This is a genomic window from Alphaproteobacteria bacterium LSUCC0396 (assembly GCA_041228345.1).
Taxonomy (GTDB): domain Bacteria; phylum Pseudomonadota; class Alphaproteobacteria; order Puniceispirillales; family Puniceispirillaceae; genus UBA3439.
In genome coordinates, this window is sequence record CP166131.1 from 1,919,441 (window position 1) to 1,943,453 (window position 24,013).

General features: G+C 48.9%; 22 protein-coding genes. 7 read left to right on the top strand and 15 right to left on the bottom strand.

The features are described from left to right. Positions 1-41: 41 nt before the first annotated feature. From AB8881_09240 to AB8881_09250, 3 genes are all read right to left on the bottom strand, one after another. Complete coding sequence (locus tag AB8881_09240; protein ID XDZ62723.1) at positions 42-1,223, bottom strand: benzoate/H(+) symporter BenE family transporter; 1,182 nt, start codon at positions 1,221-1,223, stop codon at positions 42-44. Between the two features lie 136 nt (positions 1,224-1,359). Further along, the gene (locus AB8881_09245) at positions 1,360-1,650 is read right to left on the bottom strand and encodes a DUF1330 domain-containing protein (GenBank protein ID XDZ62724.1); all 291 of its coding nucleotides are present in this window, start codon (positions 1,648-1,650) and stop codon (positions 1,360-1,362) included. A gap of 192 nt (positions 1,651-1,842) precedes the next feature. Further along, positions 1,843-2,805 (bottom strand): Gfo/Idh/MocA family protein, encoded by a 963-nt coding sequence (locus AB8881_09250; protein ID XDZ62725.1) that lies wholly within the window; start codon positions 2,803-2,805, stop codon positions 1,843-1,845. Between the two features lie 380 nt (positions 2,806-3,185). Between AB8881_09250 and AB8881_09255 the strand changes: the two genes are divergently transcribed. Beyond that, positions 3,186-3,473, top strand: coding sequence for a cupin domain-containing protein (locus AB8881_09255; GenBank protein ID XDZ62726.1), 288 nt, complete (start codon positions 3,186-3,188; stop codon positions 3,471-3,473). A gap of 1 nt (position 3,474) precedes the next feature. Here AB8881_09255 and AB8881_09260 read toward each other — a convergent pair whose 3' ends face one another. Next, a complete protein-coding gene (locus AB8881_09260; GenBank protein XDZ62727.1) occupies positions 3,475-4,353 on the bottom strand; it encodes an alpha/beta fold hydrolase in 879 nt (292 codons plus the stop codon). A gap of 193 nt (positions 4,354-4,546) precedes the next feature. Continuing rightward, on the bottom strand, positions 4,547-4,780 hold the full coding sequence (locus tag AB8881_09265) for a DUF2798 domain-containing protein (protein XDZ62728.1): 234 nt from the start codon (positions 4,778-4,780) through the stop codon (positions 4,547-4,549). 177 nt (positions 4,781-4,957) lie between these two features. Here AB8881_09265 and AB8881_09270 point away from each other — a divergent pair, with 177 nt between their 5' ends. The 3 genes from AB8881_09270 (at position 4,958) to AB8881_09280 (ending at position 8,108) form a co-directional block, all read left to right on the top strand. Further along, positions 4,958-6,508 carry a M81 family metallopeptidase gene (locus AB8881_09270; protein ID XDZ62729.1) on the top strand — a complete coding sequence of 517 codons (1,551 nt, stop codon included), beginning with the start codon at positions 4,958-4,960 and terminating at the stop codon, positions 6,506-6,508. A gap of 1 nt (position 6,509) precedes the next feature. Continuing rightward, positions 6,510-6,752: a DUF2805 domain-containing protein gene (locus AB8881_09275; GenBank protein ID XDZ62730.1), complete on the top strand. Its 243-nt coding sequence runs from the start codon at positions 6,510-6,512 to the stop codon at positions 6,750-6,752. 594 nt (positions 6,753-7,346) lie between these two features. Next, positions 7,347-8,108 carry a transporter substrate-binding domain-containing protein gene (locus tag AB8881_09280; GenBank protein ID XDZ62731.1) on the top strand — a complete coding sequence of 254 codons (762 nt, stop codon included), beginning with the start codon at positions 7,347-7,349 and terminating at the stop codon, positions 8,106-8,108. 16 nt (positions 8,109-8,124) lie between these two features. On the opposite strand, the gene AB8881_09285 is transcribed toward AB8881_09280, so the two are convergent. Then, positions 8,125-9,663 carry a fused MFS/spermidine synthase gene (locus tag AB8881_09285; protein XDZ62732.1) on the bottom strand — a complete coding sequence of 513 codons (1,539 nt, stop codon included), beginning with the start codon at positions 9,661-9,663 and terminating at the stop codon, positions 8,125-8,127. A gap of 307 nt (positions 9,664-9,970) precedes the next feature. Here AB8881_09285 and AB8881_09290 point away from each other — a divergent pair, with 307 nt between their 5' ends. Continuing rightward, the gene (locus AB8881_09290) at positions 9,971-11,374 is read left to right on the top strand and encodes a CoA transferase (GenBank protein XDZ62733.1); all 1,404 of its coding nucleotides are present in this window, start codon (positions 9,971-9,973) and stop codon (positions 11,372-11,374) included. A gap of 50 nt (positions 11,375-11,424) precedes the next feature. Here AB8881_09290 and AB8881_09295 read toward each other — a convergent pair whose 3' ends face one another. The 4 genes from AB8881_09295 to AB8881_09310 form a co-directional block, all read right to left on the bottom strand. After that, a complete protein-coding gene (locus AB8881_09295; GenBank protein XDZ62734.1) occupies positions 11,425-13,038 on the bottom strand; it encodes a thiamine pyrophosphate-binding protein in 1,614 nt (537 codons plus the stop codon). 209 nt (positions 13,039-13,247) lie between these two features. Continuing rightward, positions 13,248-14,828, bottom strand: a complete 1,581-nt coding sequence (locus AB8881_09300; protein XDZ62735.1) for a tripartite tricarboxylate transporter permease — start codon at positions 14,826-14,828, stop codon at positions 13,248-13,250. 7 nt (positions 14,829-14,835) lie between these two features. Then, positions 14,836-15,342 carry a tripartite tricarboxylate transporter TctB family protein gene (locus tag AB8881_09305; GenBank protein ID XDZ62736.1) on the bottom strand — a complete coding sequence of 169 codons (507 nt, stop codon included), beginning with the start codon at positions 15,340-15,342 and terminating at the stop codon, positions 14,836-14,838. 92 nt (positions 15,343-15,434) lie between these two features. Next, positions 15,435-16,415 (bottom strand): Bug family tripartite tricarboxylate transporter substrate binding protein, encoded by a 981-nt coding sequence (locus AB8881_09310; protein XDZ62737.1) that lies wholly within the window; start codon positions 16,413-16,415, stop codon positions 15,435-15,437. Between the two features lie 319 nt (positions 16,416-16,734). On the opposite strand from AB8881_09310, the gene AB8881_09315 reads away from it, so the two are divergent. After that, positions 16,735-17,733: an NAD(P)H-quinone oxidoreductase gene (locus AB8881_09315; protein XDZ62738.1), complete on the top strand. Its 999-nt coding sequence runs from the start codon at positions 16,735-16,737 to the stop codon at positions 17,731-17,733. Positions 17,734-17,747: 14 nt separating this feature from the next. On the opposite strand, the gene AB8881_09320 is transcribed toward AB8881_09315, so the two are convergent. The 4 genes from AB8881_09320 to AB8881_09335 all read right to left on the bottom strand — a co-directional run bounded on the left by AB8881_09320 (position 17,748) and on the right by AB8881_09335 (position 21,033). Then, on the bottom strand, positions 17,748-18,572 hold the full coding sequence (locus AB8881_09320) for a substrate-binding domain-containing protein (GenBank protein ID XDZ62739.1): 825 nt from the start codon (positions 18,570-18,572) through the stop codon (positions 17,748-17,750). A gap of 34 nt (positions 18,573-18,606) precedes the next feature. Further along, positions 18,607-19,341: an ATP-binding cassette domain-containing protein gene (locus AB8881_09325; protein ID XDZ62740.1), complete on the bottom strand. Its 735-nt coding sequence runs from the start codon at positions 19,339-19,341 to the stop codon at positions 18,607-18,609. Next, entirely contained in the window at positions 19,334-20,041 is a 708-nt protein-coding gene (locus AB8881_09330; protein XDZ62741.1) for an ABC transporter permease, read from the bottom strand. The genes AB8881_09325 and AB8881_09330 overlap by 8 nt, the downstream gene beginning before the upstream one ends. A gap of 95 nt (positions 20,042-20,136) precedes the next feature. Beyond that, on the bottom strand, positions 20,137-21,033 hold the full coding sequence (locus AB8881_09335; protein XDZ62742.1) for an NAD(P)-dependent oxidoreductase: 897 nt from the start codon (positions 21,031-21,033) through the stop codon (positions 20,137-20,139). Positions 21,034-21,183: 150 nt separating this feature from the next. On the opposite strand from AB8881_09335, the gene AB8881_09340 reads away from it, so the two are divergent. Then, on the top strand, positions 21,184-22,257 hold the full coding sequence (locus tag AB8881_09340; protein XDZ62743.1) for a 4-oxalomesaconate tautomerase: 1,074 nt from the start codon (positions 21,184-21,186) through the stop codon (positions 22,255-22,257). A 112-nt stretch (positions 22,258-22,369) separates the two neighbouring features. Here the strand turns inward: AB8881_09340 and AB8881_09345 are convergent, their stop codons facing one another. Beyond that, the gene (locus AB8881_09345) at positions 22,370-24,013 is read right to left on the bottom strand and encodes a tripartite tricarboxylate transporter permease (protein XDZ62744.1); all 1,644 of its coding nucleotides are present in this window, start codon (positions 24,011-24,013) and stop codon (positions 22,370-22,372) included.

Consider the following 24,013-nt stretch of genomic DNA (forward strand, 5'->3'; position numbering starts at 1 on the left):
CGATATAATTTATAACTGAAATCTCCTTCGCTCTCTTTCTTTCAATTAGATGACTTTCTTTCAATCACAAAGCTAACAATTGCTCCAAAAACAAGGCCCCAAAAAGGCGAGCCAATATTTAGCATTGGAACTTCACCTAATGTGACTAAAAATGCAATTAGCCCCCCCATTGGGTGACTTGAGCTAAATGCACCAGAGAAAGCGGCTTGAAGTGTTTTCAATAGGGCTAGGCCGGCAAGAGTGGCAAGAAATGCTGGTGGAGCTGCAATCAGAATGTTTGTTACTGTTGGAGCAGTGAGACCAAATAAGATTGCAAAAACTCCCAAAAATACAGCAGAAATCCAATGCGCATCTGGCCTATTGCTTGATACAAGGATAGCATTCACCGGGCCCGTTAAGCAGGTTGAGATGCCACCATAAATTGCTGTGAATAGGGACATAAATCCACAGTAAGAAGTGATTGTATTAACTGGCGGGTTGTGACCAACATTTTTAAGTACAACAATGCCCTGAGCATTTTGAGCCGCAATAACTGTTACAGCAAGAGGCACGACTAGTTCTAGAGTTGCTGACAGTGAGAATTCAGGAAGGTAAGTTTTTGGTGTAACAATAAAGGCGGTTAACGGGAATTCACCAGTCTCGAAACCTTGCCGCTCAAAAATTATTATGACTCCAACTATCAGCGCATAAATCAGTGGTGGAAGTAAAAGAGGCATTCGATTAAGTGCGATAACTGCAACGAAGGTCAATGACATTGCCGAGACAAGAAAAAAGTCGGCTTCAAACGCTCTAACCCAGTCAAGTCCGAAACTCACAAATACACCGGCGACCATGCCCATTACGATTGGCATCGGAAGCCAGTCCATAATTTTTTTGACCCAACCAGTCAAACCAAGACACAGCAGTAAAGCGCCTGTAAGGATGTATGCTCCAATAACTTCTTCAAAGGAAATAGAGTTCAATGCAGTGCCAACTAATATTGCACCAGGTATGGTCCAAAGAAAGACGAGTGGCTGCCTGTAACTCACAGACATTGCAATGCTTAAGAAGCCATTAAAGACAAATACGGCAAAAATCCAAGAGCCAATGTCACTCTCACTCAGGCCAGAACCGAGAGATACGCTTATGATTATCGCTACAGGTGCGGATGCTGCAAAAAGAAAAGCAACAAAAGCATTCAAAAATTCATTGAGCAAAACGCTGATGGAATTTCTTTGGCTCAATGGTTTTTGCTTCACAGAATCAAACTTTCCAGCATTAGAAGATATTTAAAATGACGCCGTCGATTAACAAGTCTCATTCAGAAACTGTTTTGTTCAAAATTCGTTGGCACAAATAAGTCTGTATTTGAGTTGAAGTTTAATCCAAGCCCTCGATTACTCGGACATCTCGCTCAACATCCCCCAGAAGTGCGAATGCTGCCTTATACGCATCACTGGTGAAGGCCGCGCGGGCCAAATCAGTGCTATCGAATTCTGCTATTACAGTTCGTTGCTCAATACCATTTTCAAACGTAGCCACCGGCATCCCCCTAGCTATAAATTTAGCACCGGCATTTTTCATAGCCTCTAGGGCTTTTGGCGCATAGTTGCTGAGATTTTTCTCATTTGGGGCTTCTCTGTAGGAAACCACTATGTATCCTTTTGGCATTCTTACCTCCTTTTTCTGTTAAAATGGTGCCACAAAAAAAGGCCAGCGCAAAGGCTAGCCGTGAGTGAAGCGCCACAGTCATAGCAAGCCTTCCAATAACCAAACGACGGGACAGCTAATCCTATAAGAGTGGTATTATTTCTCATTGTAGAGATTTACAAACCCGCTTCTAGAAGAAGCCATGGCGCGCCATTAAAGTGTGTGCGCAAGTATGCCCTCCACAAGTTTTTGTACGCGAAAAGCCTCATCCATAGTTGCAAGTTGATTAGGTTTGCCCGAGAAATGAAGTGCCAAATTGTTGAGTTGTGCTCTAAGAATCTCGGCTCGCGGGTCTTTGGGTGGTTCGCGCAAGGCAATGAAATCGCCGCCGCCACTGACTGCATCTTTATGAAAATCAACAATGCGGCGGCTCGTTTTGGTTCCTTTGACGGTAAATTCCTGTCTGTCTGGTTGAGTGCCACCCACGGTCGCCAAGATAGAAACAGCTTGCCCTGTTTCCGATTCAAGCCTTGCCAGGACACCAGTTTCACACAAAGACGGGTCATCGGGGTATGTCGTCGTCGCAAAAACAAGCGATAAGGGCCCCAAGACCCTTTGGGTGAAAAAGAGAAAATGGGAAATCACTTCGCGGGTCATGCCACCCTCAGCACGAAACCGCAACCAATCTGCGCCTTTTTGCCATTCACGAGGCCAATTAGGGTAGGTCACAACAATATCGACACCAACCAATTCACCCATCTCTCCTTTTGCGTTTGCCTCCAACAACTCCGATAAGGCTACGCCTGATGCCTGGGTAAAATTGACAGCCACCGGAACAGTAAAGGCGTTTAGGCGGTCAAACAACCTCTGGCTCTCTTCAAGGTTGATGCCAAAGGGTTTTTCAAGAAACAGGGCTTTCCCTGCTGCTGCCGCTTCAAGGGCATACGCTTCCCGGGAGGCCGGTGGACATGCCAGATAAACGAGGTCTGCGTTTTTTATGGCATGGCTCGCACTTTCCATGATTTGAGATTGGGAGTCTAAAGAGATGGCTTGTTTGCAAGCAGATTGTTTTGGGTCCCATAAATAATCTGGCTCGAATTCTGGATGAAGACGCATGTGGGTAAGCATCCGCTGTCCCATTATACCCAACCCAATGATGGCTACTTTGATAGTCATTTGTTTAGCTCTTCCAGTTCCTGTCTTGCCTGCCACATATCAACACAAGGCTGGCAACGACCCGTAGCTGGGCGAATAGCTCTGTACGCAGGATGCTTCTTGCACCCGTCGACGAGAATGCTCAGCAACTTAACCTGCTTTTCTAAATTGTCAGTTTTCATCCTAAAACTTTGCCACAAAACAAGACCAGCGCAAATACTGGCCGTCAGTGACGCCTATGCTCTCACTGAGCTAATACAGTGGGTATGGTGGTCTAGGGTCAGGAGAGGAGAGCCAATCACCCTTTATCTTCCGTCACCTAGGATGCGTAGGTTGTTTGAAGAGTCGCTTTTGAGTTAGAGTTTTCGTTAGTGCCGTCGATATTTTAAGGAGGCGAAGCCGTGATGCGTGAAAAAGCGAAACCAACCGTTCAAATTGATGACGGCAAAGTGAAAGTGACCCGATGGGATTTTTCACCAGGAGCGGAAACAGGGTGGCATAGGCACGAGATGGATTATGTTGTCGTACCTTTAACTGATGGCGCTTTGACGGCAGAAATGCCAGACGGCTCTGTTATTGAGAACAAATTGACTGTGGGGGCAAGCTACGTTCGTCCAGTAGGTGTTGAACACAACATCATTAACAACAACGATGGGCCGTATAGCTTCATTGAAGTCGAATTGAAGTAACTCAAAAGAAATTAACTAGTTCGTTGAAAACATCGTCTGGCACTTGTTCTGCTGGGTAATGTCCACAATCTAGCTTTTTCATGTTTACAATGTTGTTACAATATTGGGGCCAGGCGATATTGGGATCGAAGAATTTCTCAGTGTGACTGTGCGCACCCCAGTAAACAGCTGTTGGACAAGTGACCACACGACCTGCATCGTGGTCTAACTTATCATGCTCCATGTCGACACTAACCCCAGCTCGATAATCCTCGCAAACAGCATGGATGTTTTCTGGTGTGCAGCATCGTGCATATTCAGCCAATGTTTCTTCGCTAAAGCCACCTTTGCCAATGCCCATTTTAGTTAGCTTTTTCAAAATATAATAATCTTCCCGCCCCCCAATCAGTTTTTCGGGGATGTCATATGGCTGTGCCATGAAAAACCAATGATAGGAATTTAAAGCAGATCGCCAGCTTGTGTTGCTCAGAACATAGTGCGTCGGAAGAATATCGAACGTAGCTAGCTTCTGAACTGCCTTTGGGTGGTCGAGTGCCATGCGATGCGCAACGCGACCACCACGGTCATGGCCGGCGACGCAAAACTCCTCGAAACCAAGTTGCGCCATGACATCAATGTGATCCTGAGCCATGCGACGAAAGGAATAATTTGAGTGGTCTGCCTTGCCACGCGGTTTGCTACTGTCTCCGTACCCCCGAAGATCAGGAACCACCACGGTAAACTTCTCAGCTAAGCGTGGGGCAACAAGGTGCCAGTGGACATGGGTCAGAGGGTTGCCATGGAGCAGAAGTATCGGTGGGCCAGCTCCACCGTAGCGAAGGTTAATAGAGACTTCAGGGTCAGTCGTTTGAACTTTTGCTTGGTGGAAGTTTTCAAACATTTTCGTTATCCCCATAGAAAAGCTGTGTCTATGTTGAAAAGCGTATGGTTTGGCTTTTTAAAAAACAACAACTAACAACCGACCCTTTAGCCCCCTTTTTTGAAGGCGTGAGACTAAGATGGTTACTGGGGCGAGCTTTGAGGGCTATGGTATCAGTTTTTCCCATGCTTGACGCTAAGTCTTTAGCAGAGTGTCATTTATTTGAGTCTATAACTAGCTTGCTGACGAGACGCCTAGTTAATGGCGCGACAACAAGTACAGTTGGAAATGCAACAATCCAGCTTTTGAACCAAGCGGTCATCCACAGATTTAAAAATCCATCAATCAATCCAGTTGTGTTCAAGACTGAGACACCTGAGACAACGCAAGACATAAAGATTGATAGGAAAAAGCCAAACGTTAGTTGGGTGTATTTGGTTGGGATCATTTCTATTGAACCTTGTAACGTGTAATTTTAATCTAAATGTGAGGACTGCCCGATCCGGCAAATAAACCCATCTTCAAGGGCTGAAAAAACACATCGGTTATTGTTGGTTTGATGTTAGGTGATCAATTGCCTAGACTTTTAATAGTTTTAAGTCTAGCGGCCGTAAAAATATACCAAATGACCAAGCACAAACCAAAGGTAGCCTTACTCGGTCTTATCCTCGAGTCTAACCGTTTTGCACGACCAGCATCTCTTGAAGATTTTACGCTGTTAACGCTAAAACGGGGTCAGGAATTGATCAATGATGCAAGGTCAGAAACGCCGTCAATAGCGATTGAATTTTCGGCTTTTGTAAAGACCATGGACGCCACTGGTGATTGGAATCCTGAGCCAATAATCCTGATGGCTTCACGCCCTCTTGGCGTGGTGCAAAAAGAGGTTTTTGACAATTATTGTGCCGAGGCAATCAGGAGGTTAGACCAGAGTTATGATGCGGTTTATCTGTGTCATCACGGTGCTATGGTAGCCGAGCATCTGCATGATCCTGATGGTGTCATCGCCGCCGCGGTGCGATCCGCAATTGGGCCAGATACGCCAATCATTATGACCCTCGATCTACATGCAAATATTTCTGACAGGATGTGCCGTTCGGTGAATCTTGTTTGCGGTTACAGAACGAACCCCCATGTTGATCAATATGATAGAGGTCAAGAAGCGGCATTCGGACTTCGCCAGATACTAGCTGGTATGGCGTCGCCCAAAATATCGCATATCAAATTGCCCCTCGCGCCATCTTCGGTAACCTTGCTTACCGCTGGCGGGCCGTTGGGACGGGCGATTGATTTTGGTCAACGCCGTCTGGCGGAATATGGCAGCCGGGTTATGAATGTTTCAGTATTTGGAAATTTCATTTTCTCAGACGTCCCCGAAAACGGTGTTTCTGTCGTCGTCACGGCAAGAGATGATTGTGATATTGCAACCAGTTTAGCCGCCGAAATCGCGACATTTATATGGGATATAAGAGAAGATTTTGTAAAGGCTCTAACGCCGTTTGATAAGGCTATTGAAATCGCCTTGGATAGAAATCGCGAGCCGGTGATTTTTGCCGACTCTGGTGATAATCCTGGCGGTGGCGGCAGCGGACGAACGACTAGCTTGTTGTCGGCATTACTGGCGTCTGATGCGCGCAATATCCTGTACGGTTCATTCTTTGATCCGGCGCTGGCACGTGACGCTCATCAAACCGGATTAGGCGCTAGTTTTTCGGCAGTTTTCAACCAAAAACAAGGCGATGCCGCATGGGAAAACTGGGACGAGCGGCTGGTCATTGATGCAAAGGTAATCGGATTACACAATGGCGAGATCGTTGGCAAATTGGGAATGATGGCGGGCCGCAAACTATCGCTTGGACTGTGTGCGTTGCTAGAGATCGGGGGTGTAAGAGTGGTGGTAATCTCTGAGAGATCGCAGACGGCTGATCCCGTCTTTTTTGAGATGTTCGGGCAGGATATCGCAGCCGCCCATACAGTCATTGTAAAATCACGAGGTCATTTCAGAGCGGGCTTTGCCCCTTGGTTTGGCAGTCAAAGGACATATGAGATTGATACGATTGGGTTGACGTCACCAGTGCTTTCAAGGTGGAATTTCAACAATGTTCCGCGCCCGTCATTCCCGTTTCAGCCCGATTGTGAGTGGCGCGTGTCCGTCCTAGACAATCGACAGCGATAATGTGTATCGTCAGATTGAACTTAAAACACCGCAGGATATTGATTTGTCGAACGACTATAACATTGATGAGGTCATTGAGATGGCCTTGTCGGATCATACCAGCTTTGGCGATATTGAGAGGCTGTATGGTCTAAGCGCAGATGATGTTAAACGCATCATGCGCCAAAATCTGAAACGAGGCAGCTATGAAGCATGGCGACGCCGCGTTCGCAAATTTTCTGACAGACGCGAACATTATAAATAACCCTGCCAATCAGCTAAAAAGAAAAGCCCACCAGTCATTAAACTGATGGGCTCGGTGCATGATCGTCATGCTGACCGTTTTGCAAACTATGTGCCAGCAACAGCAATCTGGTGAATTTGTTTGCGATGATTAACGCTGTCTTGCGGCCGTAGTTGATGAATGGCCAAAGTTTCTAGTGGCCTCGGTTTGCTATTTTCCGGATAAGTCGTTGAACCCCCATCCAGAATAAAATCGAACTGCCAGCATAGATTCCCCTCTCTTGAAAGGAGATGCCATCCGACAATATCAAATATAAACAGACAATCACGATAATGCTGTTGTTTAGTCCGATCAATAAACTGGGGACAACTTGTTTCATGATTGTAATCTACCCCTATGTTGTTTGACTTGTCGATTGAGGCTGGCCGGGCCGCACCATCTTAGCATGGCATGACAGGTACCCTAAAGACAAAGGATGGGCTATTCGCACTGTGAAATAGCGCATCTTTATCAGGGGATCACGGCGTTTTTTTAAAGGCCAAACCACGCTTTTCTTTTTGCTTAATCATGCGCCGCTATGCAAGACTCGAACCTTGTATTTGGCCAATTTTGGCGATGATAAATGTAAGTTTAGAGCGTGTATCAATGATCCCGTCCGATATTGTAAAACAGCAATTAGCGCCAACCGGTGTTCTGCGCGCTGGTATTAATCTGAGTAATTTCCTGCTTGTATCTGGCCAGCTTGACGATGGCAGTCCGGACGGTATTTCGCCCGATATTGCCAGATATATTGCCGCCACGCTTGATGTGCCTTGCGAGCTGATTAGCTTTGATCGTCCCGGAAAGCTGGCCGATGCTGTGAACCAGAATATCTGGGATATTGGTAATATCGCATTTGAGGCAGAGCGCGCGCAAACGCTGGATTTCAGTAACCCTTATGTGTTGATTGAGGCCAATTTCCTGTTTCGCCAAGAGGAAGATTTTGTCAGCAATGACGATGTTGATCATGCATCTGTGCGCATCGCGGTTTCTGAGCGCAGCGCCTATGATCTGTGGCTAACCGATAATTTCAAAAAGGCACAGATTGTCCGTGCCCCGTCAATCAAGGCGGCGCATCAGATGTTTTTTGAGAACGAGGTCACTGTGCTCGCCAGCCTCAAGCCAAAATTGCTTGAAGATATGGAAAGTCATAAAGGGCTGCGGCTCATCGAAACGCCCTTTACCGCGGTGAAACAATCGGTCGGTATCGCCAAGGGCAAGCCCGAGGCAGTGGCATTTTTGAACGCGCTGATCGCAGATCTGATCCGTGATGGCTGGATTGCGGCCCAGCTCGACCGGCATGGTGTCGCAGAAAAGCTGGGTATCCCAATAGTCTAGGCCAAACTGGCAGGGCCTAATCTGCCGCCCCCAGCAATAGACCACTCATCAATCGATCAACCGGCGCGCGGTCATCGGTTAAAATTGGCAGATCCCGTGCCGCGCTTGCGCTGGCCAGCTGTTTGCGTGGCCACCGCCACCAGCTCCGATCAAAACCGGTTTCGGCATTGATATAATCATCCTCAATCGGCCTGTTTGTGCCGACAACGATAAAGGTCGTTCGCGCGCCTTGTTGCTGTGGGTCAGGTTCAAACCAGACGTCAACATAGTCAAATGACCGCTGTAGGGTCTTGACATAGGACAGCAGGAATAGTGGCTGCTTGGCATGATCAACAACATTCACAAGATAGACGCCATTGTCGCCAAGCCGGCTTGCCACAAGGTCATTAAACTCTTTCGTGACCAGATGTTCGGGGATCGAAATATCATGGAACGCATCGCCGAAGATAAGATCATAATCTACATTATTAGCCAGATTGTTTAATTCATAGCGCGCATCGCCGTGAATGATTTTGGTGCGTGATCCATTAGGGTGAAACCATAATTCGGCCTTGGCAACATCGGTGACTTTTGGATCAATTTCTGCAATGGTGATATCAGCACTGCCCTGATATTTTTCGATCCAGGCGCGCGGCAACGAGAAGCCGCCGCCACCGATAAAGAATGAACGGGGTGGTAAGTCGCCAAAGCGAAGGCTGACATATTCATCAACAAAATGCACATAAGGGGAATGCAGCCGCTGTGGCTGATCCTTTTCATTGATCGAATGAACCAGATGATCAAGCGCAATCAGGCGGGTTTGCGCCCCCGTCATACCCACATCTTGGATCTGGATGCAGAAATAATTGCTTTCGGTCATGCAAGGGCTTGTCAGCGCCCCCAATCTTTGTGCACCGGCCATGATCGAAAGCCCGATGGCAAGCGGCATAATCATAATTTTGGCACCGTTCTTGTAGCCGAGCATGAAAAAGATCGACCCAAGAGCGAAATAGATCGCGGCAACCAAAATCACCGTGTTGCGGGATCCAAGCATCGAAATCAGAAAATAGCCCGCAAGCAACGCGCCAAAAATTGCGCCGGCTGAACCTAGCGCGTACATCCGGCCAATCACCACACCAGACTCGCCCTTGGCCTGAATATCAATTGCCAGCTTTGTTGCAATGGGTGAGACAATGCCAACAAACAGACTGGGCAGGAAAAATAGAATAATCGCGGCAAGCAGGATCGCCGTGATCACGCTCAAATCAGCGCTGCGCACCAATGCCGGAATATGGTCGAGTAACAGCAGGATCAAAAGGCTGGTAAAAGATGAAAGGAACAGCGCATTACCAATTTTGATAAATTGGGCGCGTTTGACAAATTCGCCGCGTGTCATATTGCCACCGATCCAGTGGCCAATCGACAGACCAGCCAGAACGACGGCAATAATCGACGTCCAAGTATAGAGCGACATCCCGAATATTGGCGCTAAAAGCCTGCCTGCAACAATCTCGATGATCAAACCACAGGCCGAACTTATAAGGATGGTAAGGGCAAGCAAAATTTGAATTGTCATAACCGCGCTATCCCATCATTTAAATTCGTGGCGAATATTTCTGGTCAAGGCGCCAAAGCCTATATCCCCCGTCATCACAATAATTGCATAGAGCTGGCGGCCATAAAATAGGCTATTTGCGCTTTTTATTCGGCGTTGCCACGGGCCGGTTTTGTCGCCATTTGTCATTTGAGGTAATCGGAAAACGGCCGTCTCGACGTGAATTTTTGTTCTTGCTTTACCCGTGTCAGATTTATGCGATAGTTAAAAAAGCTAGCAGGTTTTGTGAGCGTTAAAGACCAATTTTTGATCAAGATAGGAAAAACTGATGTCTGCTTTGGACAATTTAATGGCTATTCGCGGCTTACCAAAACCGCATCAGGACGAAGTGAAAATCACCGGATCTGACCCGATTTTGAAAACCAATTTCCGCCTTGGAGAGAGCGCCGCTGCCGCGCTTGCGAGTGTTGGTGTTGCAGTTAATGATCTGTGGGAAATGAAAACTGGGCGACGCCAATCCGTGGCGATTGATGCAAGAGCCGCTGCCGCCGCACTAAAGAGCAAGGATTTTTACAAAGCAAAAACGGCAAATGGCATTTTTGAGAACATAACCGACGCGGGCCATGAGGCGAACCGGGGTTTGACAGGCATTTATCAAACCAAGGATGGACGCTGGGCATTACCGCATTTTGGCCTTGATCATCTGCGCCGCCGGATGCTTGATTTATTGCAGGCTGACGCAGATAAAAACTCGATCGCAAAGGCTGTGGCCAAATGGGACGCGCGTGAGCTTGAGGCGGCCATTGATGAAAACCGTGTTTGCGGAGGAATGATCCGTACGCATGATGAATGGCTGAATGAGCCGCATGGCAAAATCATCGCCGCAAAGCCAACCGTTGAAATTATCAAGATCGGTGACAGTGAGCCAGAGCCAATGCCAGCGGGCGAACGTCCTTTGTCGGGAATTAAGGCGCTGGATCTGACACGGATTCTGGCGGGGCCAATTACTGGCCGTACGCTGGCTGAACATGGGGCTGATGTATTGATGGTTTCGGCACCGCATCTGCCACAGGTATGGTCATATGTTGGCGACACAAGTCACGGCAAGCGCAGCTGTTTTCTGGATCTGCGTAATGATGGCGACAAGGACACGCTGCTCGATCTGGTGAAAGGCGCTGATGTGTTCTCGCAAGGCTATCGTCCCGATACGATCGGGCAATTGGGGTTTGGCCCTGAACAGCTTGCCGAAGCTCGGCCCGGGCTGATCTATGTGTCAATCAGCTGCTATGGGGCGGATGGGCCTTTTAGCCACCGCGCTGGGTGGGAACAGATCGCGCAGATTATGACAGGCATTGCGGCCGAAGAGATGCAGGCCTCATCAAACGGCAAGCCCAACATATTACCGGTGGCGGCGAATGATTATATCACCGGTTATCTTGGTGCTTATGGCGCGTTATTGGCGCTTGGACGGCGTGCGCGTGAAGGTGGCAGCTATCATGTGCGGGTGTCATTATGCCAAACGGCAATGATGATTTATGCACAAGGCAAACTGGATAATTTGCCGGATGAGCTGGGCCTTAATCCGGCCGAGATTGATGCGCTCTCTATCGAAACAGATTGCCATATAGGCCGGATAAAACATCTAGGGCCATTGCTAAGCTTGTCAGAGACAGCCCCGCGATGGGCGTTGCCAACGCCAAAGCTGGGGGCTGGCAAGCCGATCTGGCAATGATGCCAGTGACCATGGGGCGCTAAAAGCGGTGAGCGAAAAGGGTTTGAGTCTCAGAGCTCACGAAGCGCGTTGAACTGATCGACATAGCCGCTGGCGTCAATCTTGACCCCGATTACGGTTGTCTCATTGCTTTTTAAAGCATGGTCAAGGGCGCTGATAAGACCGGCCTCAGTGTCAACATTCGTGCCGTTTGCGCCAAAACCGCGGGCAAGATGCTCCCAATCAATGCCGCCAATATGAACGCCGTAAGGATCAATGCCTTTGATGCTTTGTTTGGTGCGGATCAGGCCAACCTCGCCATCGTCAAACACCAGAATGATGATCGGCAATTTTTCGCGGACAGATGTCTGGATATCGGCAACAGCCATCAGCATGCCGCCATCACCGGTAAAAGCAACCACAGGCCGGTCGGGGTGGGCCAAACGGGCGGCCAATGCACCGGGGATCGCAAATCCCATTGAGCCAAGGCCGTTTGATGTCAGAAATTCACGCGCCCCATAGCTTTGCCATTTCTGCACAACCAGCAACCGGCTTGCACCCGCGTCACAGGTGGCAACCGTATCCCGCGGCATGATCTCACGAACGCGCTCGACCGCCCATTGCGGTGATAGGCCGGTGGCGGGCGTGTCCAATGCCTTATGGACACGTTCACGAAATTCCTTGGCAGCGTCAAATCCCCAGCCTGATCCTTGTGGAACCGCCGTGCGGACTTCGGTCATTAAAGCGTGCAGGTTGCCGATCACTTCTTCGTTGCAGGCAACCAGCCCGTCTAATGACGGGTGATTAGCAAATGAGAGAACTTTTGTTTCATAGGGCCAGCCCTTCGGCTGTAACTCAACCGCGTCAAGACCAATGGTGATGATTAAGTCTGCTTTGGAAACCAAATCACGTTCGATCAAGCCGCCGATGATGCAACCCGCCCGCAGCGGGTGATCTTCGGGAATTGCGCCTTTGCATTTTGACGTGGTCAGAACCGGCGCACCAAGATGTTCCGCCAGCGCCACCATCGCCGGACAAGCGCCATCCCATAAAGCGCCCAGCCCAACTAACAGCACCGGCCGGTCGGCGGCCTTGATCATGGCAACCGCATCATCCAATCCGCGCGGATCAGGCTTTGGGTGATAATAATTTGGCATGAGGTTTGGCAGGTTTGGCGCCGATCCAGCAGCTTTTTTTGTTTCGCTCTGCGGCAGGTCAAAATGAACCGGACCTGGTGCATAACCGGTGGCAATTCTTACAGCACGCCGCAATTGCTGTTTAATCACCGACGCGTCAATGGCGGTTGACCATTTAACAATTGGCTGCAGCACGGCCTGATGGTCGAGACGTTGGCGAATACCAATTGCCTGTTCGGGTGCGGAATAACGATCGGTAATCGCAATAAGTGGCGCGCGATCTAAAAAGGCGTGAGCAATGCCATTTACCATGTTTGTTGCGCCCGGCCCACGCGTAGACAGGCACACGCCCGGGCTGCCAGTAATTTCGCCCCATGTTGCCGCCAGCATCGCACCAGCGACTTCCTGTTTCATCAGAATAAAACGCATTCCCTCAGCTTTGGCAGCCTCCATCAGCTCGACTGACTCTCCGCCCGGATGCCCCACAATGAATGGCGTCCCCATCTCTTTAAAAGCGGCGGCCATTTCTTCAACTGTTGTCGTTGTCATGCTGAATATCTATCCTTGTGAAACCGTCTTGAACCTTGCGTTTAGTGAACCAAAAATTGGCTATCCTGTCACTTGGTGATTGCGGGTTAGCGGCTAATTCTTAGCCTTAGATTTAACCTCATATCTCAAAAAAAAGAGCCATGGTCGCTTGTGGCAACCATGGCTCTTTTTGTTGTTTAGCGGTAATCGTCGGGCGATTAGCGTTTCGATTAAACCGCTGTTTTCTTTTTCTTCGAGATCGTTGAGTATGCGCGGAACCCAACAACCAAAGCTCCAATAATCAGGAATATTGGAGCATAAGAAAACTTATTCATGTACTCAAACTTGAAAAAGATAAGCAAACCACTGTCTGAAATAATCATAGATTGGCGGAAAGCAGTTTCCATCGAGGTTGTTAATACAAAAGCGATTATGAACGCCGCAGCGGAGAAGTTGGTGCGACGCATACCATAGCCAATAACGCCAAAAAGGATTGCAAACCCAACGTCGGATATTGAAGAGCGTGAAGAGTAACTGGCTGCCAAAGAGATCATAAAAATGAATGGGTACAAATACTCAGTCGGAAGAACCGCAATAGCTTTGCCAACTAATGGTGCAAAAAAGTATCCAATAAGCCCATAGGCTCCGATCCCAATTAGTCCACCTGCAAATATGGCAAAAATGAATTCCCGTGGGCTCATCATGTTACCACCGATGAACAGAGGAGGCTCGGTGGCAAAGATTTGTGGGCCAACCTGCAAACCGTTCACCAGGAACATGCCGATCAAAACCGCGGCGATGGTTGAGCCAGGGATGCCCAAAGTCAGCAGTGGAATCATTGATGGGCCAGAAACCGCGTTATTGGCTGATTCCGGCGCTGCAATGCCTTCAACGACACCTGTTCCCCATTCGGCCTTGTTTTTTGCCCGACGCTTTTCTTCACCGTATGCAACAAAACAAGCAACAGATGAACCAAGTCCGGGCATCATACCAATCAGTGACCCATAAATTGAAGATCTGAACATTAATGGAAAACATCTTTTGAATTCCGTCCAGGTAAAATAGTGGGCTGTTGGATCATCTATTTTACCAGATCCAATATCCACCATCTTCAATTTAACAGCTTTTTCAGCCTGAATAATTACCTCAGAGATCACAAAAACACCGATCAACAATGGCACCAATGCCATCCCTGACTCGAGTTCATCGATACCCATCGTCATCTTAAATTGACCAGTAATTGTGTCCTCCCCAATGAGAGCAATGACTGCGCCAAACAGGGTGGATATTATCCCCTTGATTATACTATCACTGACAACAGAGCCAATCACGATGAATGCCATGAGGTAAATAGCGAAATTTTCTGGAGGGCCAAACTGTCTCGTGAAAGCTGCAATTGATACTGCGCCAAATATAAGAATTATTTCCCCAAAATAGTCGCCAAATACAGAGGCTACAGTGGCAGTCTTTAGAGCTTTCCCTGCTCGTCCAGATTGGGTCATAGGGTAGCCATCTTGCATGGTGGCGGCGGATGCAGCAGTTCCGGGCGTATTAAACAGAATTGCTGCAATTGAGCCGCCATATCGACCAGATTTCCCGACGACGTAAAGAAATGCCAACCCAGATAAACCGCCAATTATGTCGTTATACACAATTAGTATTGGGAGCATCATTGCGATTGCAGCAGCCGCTGTTAAGCCTGGCAGAGCCCCAAAAACCATTCCAATAAATGCCGCCAGGAAAACAAACCAAATAGCAAATGGATCAGCGAAGAAGGTCTGAAAACCACCAATAATATCTGCAAAGATCATATCTAAATTAATTCCCACTAATGAGGTCAGTAAGGGGTCTCATGTCAATTAGCTCACCTTTGGGGTCGTTTAGTCTCATGACACCCATAAAAAGCCATTGAAGCACCAGGGCCATCACTATCGTAGACGCAGCGATCTTGAATTTGCTTTTAACGCCAAAGGCGTAAAGTGCCGCAACGTACCCAGCAATAACAGACATAAAAAATCCAAAGAGCCAGAATGTAATTACAAATAACACCCCACACCCAATGACAAGCGCAATCCTTTTAATGTCACTGTCCAAAAAGCCATATTCACTTTTCACAGCTCCAACTTTTCCGCGGTATGCCCGAAGCCATAACCAACATGCACCTAAAACCAAGCTCACAGCTAGAGCCATGGGCATTGTGCGTGGGCCAACGGCCTCACTTGATACCTTGATTGTGAACGCCTGATAGATAAAAAATATCCCAATAAGCGCGACTATAGTTGCCACGCCATATTCAATTTTTACTTTGTATGTTTGATCTTGCATTACAAACTCGGATCTCAATGCTGATGTTTTTAATTAAATGAGGGGCAGGCTATTATCTAACCTGCCCCTCCAGGACTGACACTTCAGTCATCTTATTTCGCGGTTAATTTTTCCATCACCGGGATCATAGCTTCATACATGGCATTTTGAGCTTTGATCGCATCCGCTGGACTGGTGTAGAAAGCTCCAAGGTTATTCTTCTTCATGAAGCCTTTGAAACCCTTCAGCTTGACTACATCTTGGATAGCTGTGTCGATTTTGGTCTTGACCTCGTCCGATACGCCTTTTGGCGAAAACAGACAGAACAACCCGGTGAAGTCAGCGCCTTTCATGCCTTCTTCAGCAAAAGTTGGGAGATCTGGCATCGTCGAGTCGCGAGTGGCGCCCGCGGTTGCGAGTGGACGCATGATGTCTTCAAAGCCAGCGATTGTGTTGTTGCCCCCAAAAACAGCCTGTACAGATTGGGAGACAAGAGCAGCTCTGGCAGGAGCACCACCTTTAAAGGGCACCATCTTGTGAGGGATGCCATGCTTTTCAAAGAAAGTCACACCAATGCCAGAATGCATTGTTGTCGCGCCTGAAGTTCCCCAGGTAACAGTTTTGCCGTCAGACTTCGCCCAGTCAATGAACTCCTTCATAGATTTTGCAGGATGTGATTGGTGAACTTGCATAGAAGTAACGAGTTGGGACATACACCCAAGGTTTTCCCAATCGTTTTTCACACTGTAAGGGGCATCTTTACCCTTTGCGAGCTCACCAACAATAAAGGTTCCGATATTAATCATGTAAAGAGTATGACCGTCAGGTTTTTCGCCCAAAACTTGCTTAGCACCTTTTTGTCCAGACGCGCCAGGAACGTTTACGATATAGGCAGGCTGGCCACCCATAGCTTCTGATTCGTGAAGAAATGATGCAAAGCCTCGGGAAGTGATGTCCGTTCCGCCACCCGCAGAGAAACCAACAACGATTTTTACCGGCTTTGATGGGTAAGAACCGTGCCCTCCTGCAATTGCCGAACCAGAGGCTAGCGTCAACGCTGCTGCGCTAAGGGCGACTGTTTTCAAAATTCTCATTTATTCCTCCGAAAGTTTACTTGAGTTTTTTTTTACCGATAATTAGCACATCAATTTGTGTCTCTTTGGGCCCTTCATGTCAATCCATTTCTATGAAATCAGCCAGATTTTTCAAAATTATCAATATTTAAAATTATGCGGCTTACGAGTTCCAAGCTAATGCATTAAGGGTTTTTAAATCTCCCAATATAGGCATAATCCATCTGACGAATGTGAGTGGGCAGCAGTTTGTTCACGCGTTTTCATCAGGCACCATCGGCAGGCTTTGCTTGTTGGCGGTGCCAAGATTTATGCGCATGCAACCTGAAGGAATTCTTTTATGGCGAAACGTCCTGAGGAAATGGTTTTTGTTGGCGTGAATGCGCCGGGTGGGCCGGACGCCCTGATCTTGCGAAAGGCGCCGGTTCCAACCCCGGCCGCAGGCGAGGTGCTGATCAAGGTTCATGCGGCTGGTGTGAACGGGGCTGATCTGCGGGAACGAGAGGGAAAATATCCGGTGCCTGCTGGTGCGCCAAATATCATGGGTTTGGAGGTATCGGGCGAGATCGTCGCAGTTGGAAACTCGTGCCAACGTTTGAAACCGGGGGATAATGTCTGCGCGCTGTTAATCGGTGGGGGCTATGCTGAATATGCGGTTGCGCCCGAGGGGCAATGTATGCGTGTTCCGGCCGGTGTGTCGGTGGTTGATGCGGCTGGCTTGCCCGAGGTGTTCTGCACAATATGGACAAATATGATGGATCGCTGCCAGTTGCAGGCGGGTGAAACTGTTCTTGTTCAAGGTGGCACCAGCGGTATTGGCTTTGCCGCGATCAAGATTGCCAAGGCATTTGGTGCGTCTGTTTTTGCCACGGCGCGCACTGCTGCAAAATGTGACGCGATCCGTCGCTTTGGTGCAGATGCTGCGATTAATTATACAGTTGATGATTTTCACGATGTCGCGCTTGAATTGACGAATGGCCGCGGTGTCGATGTGATTATCGATATTATCGGCGGTGATTATCTGGCACGAGAGGTTGCGCTGCTTGCCCATGGCGGACGGTTGATGATCATCAATTTGCGCGGGGGAAAAATTGCAGAAGTTGATTTTGGCCATGTCCATAGCAAGCATCTTACCATTACCGGCGCACGATTAAGGCCACGGTCAATTGCCGAGAAATCTGCTATTTGCCGATCACTGGAGGCGAATGTCTGGCCGTTGTTTGAGGATCGCACCATTATGCCTGAAACTTATGCGGTATTTCCCTTTAGTGAGGCAGCAGCAGCACATCGCCTTATGGAGTCAAGTGAACATATTGGCAAGGTTTTGCTGGTGCCGTAACCGGCTGAAAAGCTCTAGTCAGCGTTTGGAAAGAATAACTGTTTACCATTCACACGGAACGCCGCAATCGCACTCTGTCCTTTTTTGGAAATCAGCCAATCAATAAATGCCTGACCCTCTTTAGATTTGACGGTTGGGCATTTCTCCGCACTAACCAGCATCGCCCCATAGGGGTTAAATAATTGGGCGGCGCCTTCGACCATGATTTTAAAATCGCCCTTGTTGCCATATGCGCCCCATGATGCGCGGTCACTTAACGAATAGGCGCCCATTCCAACTGCGGCATTCAACGTTGCTCCCATACCCGAGCCCGTTTCACGATACCAGTCGCCCGATCCGGCGGTTTGATCGATATTGGCCATTTTCCACAAGGATTTTTCCTTGCTATGAGTGCCCGAATCATCGCCCCGTGACGCAAATATTGACTTGGAAGTGGCAATTTTTGCCATCGCGCTGGCGATATTCTTGCTGCCGGCAATGCCAGCCGGATCAGCTGCGGGGCCAATAATCACAAAATCATTATACATAATGTCATGACGCTGCCGCGCATAACCATCGGCAACAAACTTGTCCTCACGCTGGCGGCTATGAACAAGCAAGACATCACCATCGCAATTCATCGCATTTTTTATTGCCGCACCGGTGCCAACCGCAACAACATTAACGGTAATACCGGTATCAGACTTGATCATCGGTAGGAGATAATCATAAAGGCCTGAATTTTTTGTCGATGTGGTGGACTGCACAAGGATTGACATATCTGCCATTGCCGAACTGGCTGCAAAGAGTGCGCTAATTGCCAGTGAACTTCGAATTGCCAGTAAACTTAAAGTCTTCATTTGATGTCCTTAGCCTTTGCTGACGGGTTGATAATCACAGAACTAGTTTGCCGGCCAGATAGGCCTTGGCGGCAGATGATTTCGGATTTTCAAAGAATGATCCTGCCGCGCTATGTTCAGCCAATTTTCCGTGATGCAGGAATAACACATCATCGGCAAGTCGTTTGGCCTGCCCAATATCATGCGTTACCAGAATGATTTTTGTGCCTTGCTTGCTGACCTTTTGTAAATTGGTCTCGATGGTTTCGATCGAGGCGGGATCAAGGTTTGATGTTGCCTCATCCAGAAATAATATAGCGGGCTTGGTGATCAACGCCCGGGCCAGTGCAAGACGCTGTTTTTCGCCGCCAGATAACAATCGCGCCGGATGGTGCAAAAGATGCTCAAGCCTAAGTTGGCGCAGATATTCACGTGATATCTCGGGGTCATCAATGCCGCGTTGGCGCGCGACAAACAGCAGATTTGCCAAAACTGTCCGTCGCAGGATGGTTGGTGTTTGAAAAACAAGCGACTGCAGCTTTCTGATCGCCGGGCTAAGCGGCTCATCAGCATATAGGATTGCGCCGTTATCAGGGATTGCAAGGCCATGTAGACAGCGCATGAAAAGACTTTTTCCCGCGCCATTTGGCCCCATGATAATACTGATCCCGCCAGATGTGATTGTGCAGGACAGATCATCAATCAGCGTGCGATCATTGAGCGTCAGGGTGATGTTCTGAACCTTGATCGGCATGACGCGTGAATGTTTTGCCACGGTTTGCTTAAACATAGGCGCGCCGCTTTGCCGAGGCCTTTAACCACTGCACCAGAAAATTCACTGCAAGTGATATCGCCAGCAAAATAAACCCAAGTGCCAACGCCAGCGCGAGCTCGCCTTTTGAGGTCTCCAGCGCAATCGCCGTTGTCATGACCCGCGTCAGGTGATCAATATTACCACCGACAATAATCACCGCGCCCACTTCTGAAACAGCCCGGCCAAAACCGGCAAGAATGACCGTCAAAAGCGAATAGCGCGCGTCGATAATATAGGCCAGAAGGGCGGTTCGCCTTGGCACCACAAGACTGTCAAAAAAATCCTTATAATCTTCGTGCAGATCCTCAAGAACCTGACAGGATAGCGCGACAATGATCGGTGTGATCAATATCATCTGGGCGATCACCATCGCCTCTGGCGTATAAAGTAGCCCCAGCCAGCCAAATGGCCCAGACCTTGATAAGTGCAAATAAACCAACAGGCCAACAACAACTGGCGGCAGCCCCATCATTGCATTGAAAACCCCCACAAGAAAATCGCGCATGGGAAATTGGCGAATGGCCAGAATGGCCCCAAGTGGCAGGCCGATCAAACAGGATAGCGCCAGAGATGCAAGGCTGACATTAATTGAGAGCGCCAGAATCTCCATCAGATCATTGTCTGAACTGGCCAATAAATGAAAGGCAGCTGTGAAAGATTCTGAATAGATTGGCATGATTATCCCTAGCGGTGAATGCCTACATCTACTATGAAAAAATCACATGAGCAACCGTTATGCTTAAAAGATCACAACGAATAGGTTTTGCCAGCTTATTTGTCGCTAAATTCGATGCCAAGTGCCTTTTCATAAACCTTGATGATTGCGCTTTTGGGCTCGCGGCCAAAACCGGCGGCAATGGCATTTTGATAGCTGCTTGTCATGGCGTTGACCAACGGTGTCATGGCGCGTTTTTCAATCGCAATTCGCTGGACGTTCAAAATATCCTTATAGGCGTCTTCCATCGGGAAATCATTGTCGAACTGGCGCGCAAGCATTCGCGGCACAAAGTGATCGCCGGCAAAGCTGCGGGCGCTGGCTGTGGTCACAACCTTGGTTAATGCCTCGGTCGACAGGCCGCCAGCAACCGCGAGTGGCAACACCTCGCACAGCGCGACAATATTAATGTCATAGATTATGTTATTGACCGCTTTCATCATTTGGCCGGCGCCACTATCGCCGCAATAGACGATAAACTCGCCCATCGCATCAAGCTGTGGTTTAACCTGATCAAATAGGGATTTGCTGCCGCCAAACATCAGCGTCAATGTGCCATCAGTGGCGCGAAAGGGCAGGCCAGAAATCGGACAGTCAGCATAGGCAATGCCGCGACTTGCCAGCTTGTCATGGATGGCGATTGCCTCGATCCGGTCAATGGTCGAAGTGTCAATGATGGCAAGACCGTCAAGCGCAGTTTCGGCAATGCCGCCAGCGCCAAAAATGACCTCATTCACATCTTTGGCGGACGGCAGGCATAAAAATATCAGATGACAATTTTCTGCCAAAGACGTGATCGAATCGGCGATGATCATATTGTCGCCATCCAGCCGTTCGGTGGCAGTGTCTAAGGCGTCATAAGCATAAAACGGGCTGCTGATCCGGCCAAGATTATTTGCCATGCCAAGGCCCATTTGGCCGAGGCCGATAAACCCAATCCCTCGATTGCTCATATTCGTCCACCCTTTTGATTTATCAATGATGCTGCAACGGCTTGTGCTAGCCTTATTCAGTCTATACAGAAATTTTGTCCTGTATATATTATGGCGTATACACCAACGGTGAAATTAGATTTTTGTCGGATAAGATCGAGGAACCCTTATATGTCTCAGCGTGAAATTCCGTTTTTATTTATGCGTGGTGGCACCTCGCGTGGTCCTTATTTTAACGCTGCTGATTTGCCGTCAGATCGTGATGCGATTGCCGCAATCCTGTTAAAGGCGGTTGGTGCAGGCCACCCTTTGAACATTGATGGTATTGGTGGCGGTAACGCGGTAACGAACAAGGTTGCGATGCTGTCGCAATCTACTGATGACGCCGCCGATATTGACTATTTCTTTGCGCAGGTTTCGGTAACGGATCAATTGGTTGATTTTAAGCCAACCTGCGGCAATATCCTATCTGGTGTTGGGCCGGCGGCAATTGAAATGGGATTGATGCCGGCGGTTGATCCGGTAACAGAGGTGCGGATCAGGCTGGTGAATACGGGCGCGCTGGTGGTGGCAAAGGTGCAAACACCCGGCGGTATTGTGCGCTATGACGGCGATACCGCGATTGATGGTGTGCCCGGGACGGCGGCAAGGATTGATCTGCAATTTATGGGCGTTGTTGGCGCGGTCACAGGAAAACTGTTACCCACCGGAAATCTGCGTGATCAGTTTGAGGGGATTGAGGTCACTTGTATGGATGTGGCGATGCCAACCGTTTGCGCCCGCGCCGATGCGTTTGGGCTTTCCGGGTATGAGACTGTTCAGGAACTCGAAGCCAATAAAGACTTCATGGCAAAAATGGAAACTGTCCGGCTTGTTGCCGGTACGGCAATGGGCATGGGGGATGTGGGTAAATCGGTCACGCCTAAATTTGCGGTTTTCGCGCCGGCAAAGGCTGGTGGCACGATTGCCGCACGTTATTTCATGCCGTGGCAAGCGCATCCGACAATGGCGGTAACCGGCGCGCAATGTCTGGCATCTTGTGCCATCACTCCTGGTAGTATTGCCGATGGGTTGTTGACGCGGCCAAGCGCTAGCCCTGCAACCGTTACCATCGAGCATCCGTCGGGAACGATTGATGTGGTTGTCGATTATGGCATTGCTGACAGCGGGCTTGAATTGAAATCGGCCGGGCTGGTGCGGACCGCACGCAAATTAGCGGCGGGCCAGCTATTTGTCCCCAACTAACTGCCCGTAAAAACCTTTAATACCGCGCTTTTGGTTGATGGAGTTTTGGCGGCGGGCTTTCCGGCTGGCATGATCGCTCACACCAGCCTTGACTTCCTGTGAGGCCTGGCGTCTAGGCTTTTGGTTTATTGCTAAACCGGCGCCAGAGGACAACGCTGCTAACCGCGATTGCTGCCACTGCCAGCGAGCTGCGCAAAAGACCGCCCATCATGAATAGGGGCAGTGATAGGCTGAGCAGCACCATCGGCGAAAAGAGACGCTCAAGCAGTGAGCCGGTATCGCGGTGTTTTTGATAGATCGGGAAAATCATCGAAAATACGGCAACAATGGCAAAGAATAATGACCAAGGCCGAACAAAGAACAGCATCGGGTCGGCATCAATTGCCAAGGCCCGGGCCAGATTAAGTTCGGCGATATTGCCAAGAACAACCCCGAGGATCATCGGTGCCAATGGGAACCCGAACTGGCGCATAACGAAACCCAGAATACCAAAGAAGAATAATGTCCAGATATCTTCTATTGAATTATGCAGGGCAAAGACACCAATCGTTGCAAAAGTCAGAATAACAGTTGCCAGCACATAGGTTTTAATCCGGGTAACCAGAACAAAAACCCGAAGAACCCCCGACTGCATTCCAATCATGATGAAGCTTGCCAGGAAAAACGCGATGTAAATTGAATAGGCGAGTGCCGGCTCATCTTTAATAAAGGTCGGGCCCGGCACGATATCATGCATGAGCAATGCCCCAAGCATAATCGCGGCAGTGATATCACCGGGGATACCAAGCGCCATAAGAGGGGTCAGGGCACCGCCCTCGACAGCATTATTTGATGTTTCTGGTGCAATGATACCGCGAGGATCACCCTTGCCGAAATTGGCGTCATCCTTGGCAGCTTTTTTGGCCTGATCATAGGCCAGGATATTTGCGATAGACCCGCCGGCACCGGGCAGAATTCCGGTAAACATTCCGATCAGTGCAGAGCGAATTACGACTACCCAGTTTTTTAGCAAAATACCGATTGCGCGGCGATGTTCGATTTTCACCTTCACCTGTTTGCGGTCACTAAGGGCATTGCGTGCCGTCACTGGATTACGCAAATCAGATAGCAGTTGGGAAAAGGCAAACAAGCCAATAAGCACTGCAATAAAGTTAAAACCGCTCAAAAGATAGTCAGAGCCAAAATCAAAACGACCAACACCAACCGCGTCATCCTCGCCTACGGTGCGGATAAATAAACCCGCCGCACCGGCAATCAAACCCTTAACCAAATGCTCGCCAGCAAGTGACGCTGTCACAGTCAAGGCAAACATAACCAGCATGAAAAAATCCCAAGGCTGAAATTCTAAGCCGACCATCGCAAGTTGAGGGGCAAACAGCACTAATAGGACGGCGGAGATAATACCACCGCAAAATGACGACCAAACGCCAATTCCAAGGGCAAGCCCGGGCTCACCATTGCGCGCCATTGGAAACCCGTCAAAGGTTGTAGCAACTGACGATGGCGTTCCTGGAATACCTGTTAGAATGCCCGACATAAGTCCGCCGGAAAGACCACCAACCAATACCGAAATCATTGTTGCAAGCCCTTGTGCGGGCGGCATTGAAAAAGTGAAGGGCAGCGTCAGGACAATAGCCATTGCGATGGTAAAGCCCGGAATTGAGCCGGCCATCAACCCCGCGCCAACACCGATCACCATATAAGTCAGCGTTACGGGATCAATGATGTTCAGAAGTGCTTCAAGAAAAATGTCCAT

Bases quoted from the DNA above. Each gene is read 5' to 3' on its own strand.
- AB8881_09325 (XDZ62740.1), bottom strand. From the start codon at position 19,341: ATGTTTAAGCAAACCGTGGCAAAACATTCACGCGTCATGCCGATCAAG.
- AB8881_09305 (XDZ62736.1), bottom strand. From the start codon at position 15,342: ATGCAAGATCAAACATACAAAGTAAAAATTGAATATGGCGTGGCAACT.
- AB8881_09335 (XDZ62742.1), bottom strand. From the start codon at position 21,033: ATGAGCAATCGAGGGATTGGGTTTATCGGCCTCGGCCAAATGGGCCTT.
- AB8881_09280 (XDZ62731.1), top strand. From the start codon at position 7,347: ATGATAAATGTAAGTTTAGAGCGTGTATCAATGATCCCGTCCGATATT.
- AB8881_09295 (XDZ62734.1), bottom strand. From the start codon at position 13,038: ATGACAACGACAACAGTTGAAGAAATGGCCGCCGCTTTTAAAGAGATG.
- AB8881_09345 (XDZ62744.1), bottom strand. From the start codon at position 24,013: ATGGACATTTTTCTTGAAGCACTTCTGAACATCATTGATCCCGTAACG.
- AB8881_09245 (XDZ62724.1), bottom strand. From the start codon at position 1,650: ATGCCAAAAGGATACATAGTGGTTTCCTACAGAGAAGCCCCAAATGAG.
- AB8881_09310 (XDZ62737.1), bottom strand. From the start codon at position 16,415: ATGAGAATTTTGAAAACAGTCGCCCTTAGCGCAGCAGCGTTGACGCTA.
- AB8881_09250 (XDZ62725.1), bottom strand. From the start codon at position 2,805: ATGACTATCAAAGTAGCCATCATTGGGTTGGGTATAATGGGACAGCGG.
- AB8881_09320 (XDZ62739.1), bottom strand. From the start codon at position 18,572: ATGAAGACTTTAAGTTTACTGGCAATTCGAAGTTCACTGGCAATTAGC.
- AB8881_09285 (XDZ62732.1), bottom strand. From the start codon at position 9,663: ATGACAATTCAAATTTTGCTTGCCCTTACCATCCTTATAAGTTCGGCC.
- AB8881_09260 (XDZ62727.1), bottom strand. From the start codon at position 4,353: ATGTTTGAAAACTTCCACCAAGCAAAAGTTCAAACGACTGACCCTGAA.
- AB8881_09270 (XDZ62729.1), top strand. From the start codon at position 4,958: ATGACCAAGCACAAACCAAAGGTAGCCTTACTCGGTCTTATCCTCGAG.
- AB8881_09290 (XDZ62733.1), top strand. From the start codon at position 9,971: ATGTCTGCTTTGGACAATTTAATGGCTATTCGCGGCTTACCAAAACCG.
- AB8881_09265 (XDZ62728.1), bottom strand. From the start codon at position 4,780: ATGATCCCAACCAAATACACCCAACTAACGTTTGGCTTTTTCCTATCA.
- AB8881_09330 (XDZ62741.1), bottom strand. From the start codon at position 20,041: ATGCCAATCTATTCAGAATCTTTCACAGCTGCCTTTCATTTATTGGCC.
- AB8881_09340 (XDZ62743.1), top strand. From the start codon at position 21,184: ATGTCTCAGCGTGAAATTCCGTTTTTATTTATGCGTGGTGGCACCTCG.
- AB8881_09315 (XDZ62738.1), top strand. From the start codon at position 16,735: ATGGCGAAACGTCCTGAGGAAATGGTTTTTGTTGGCGTGAATGCGCCG.
- AB8881_09300 (XDZ62735.1), bottom strand. From the start codon at position 14,828: ATGATCTTTGCAGATATTATTGGTGGTTTTCAGACCTTCTTCGCTGAT.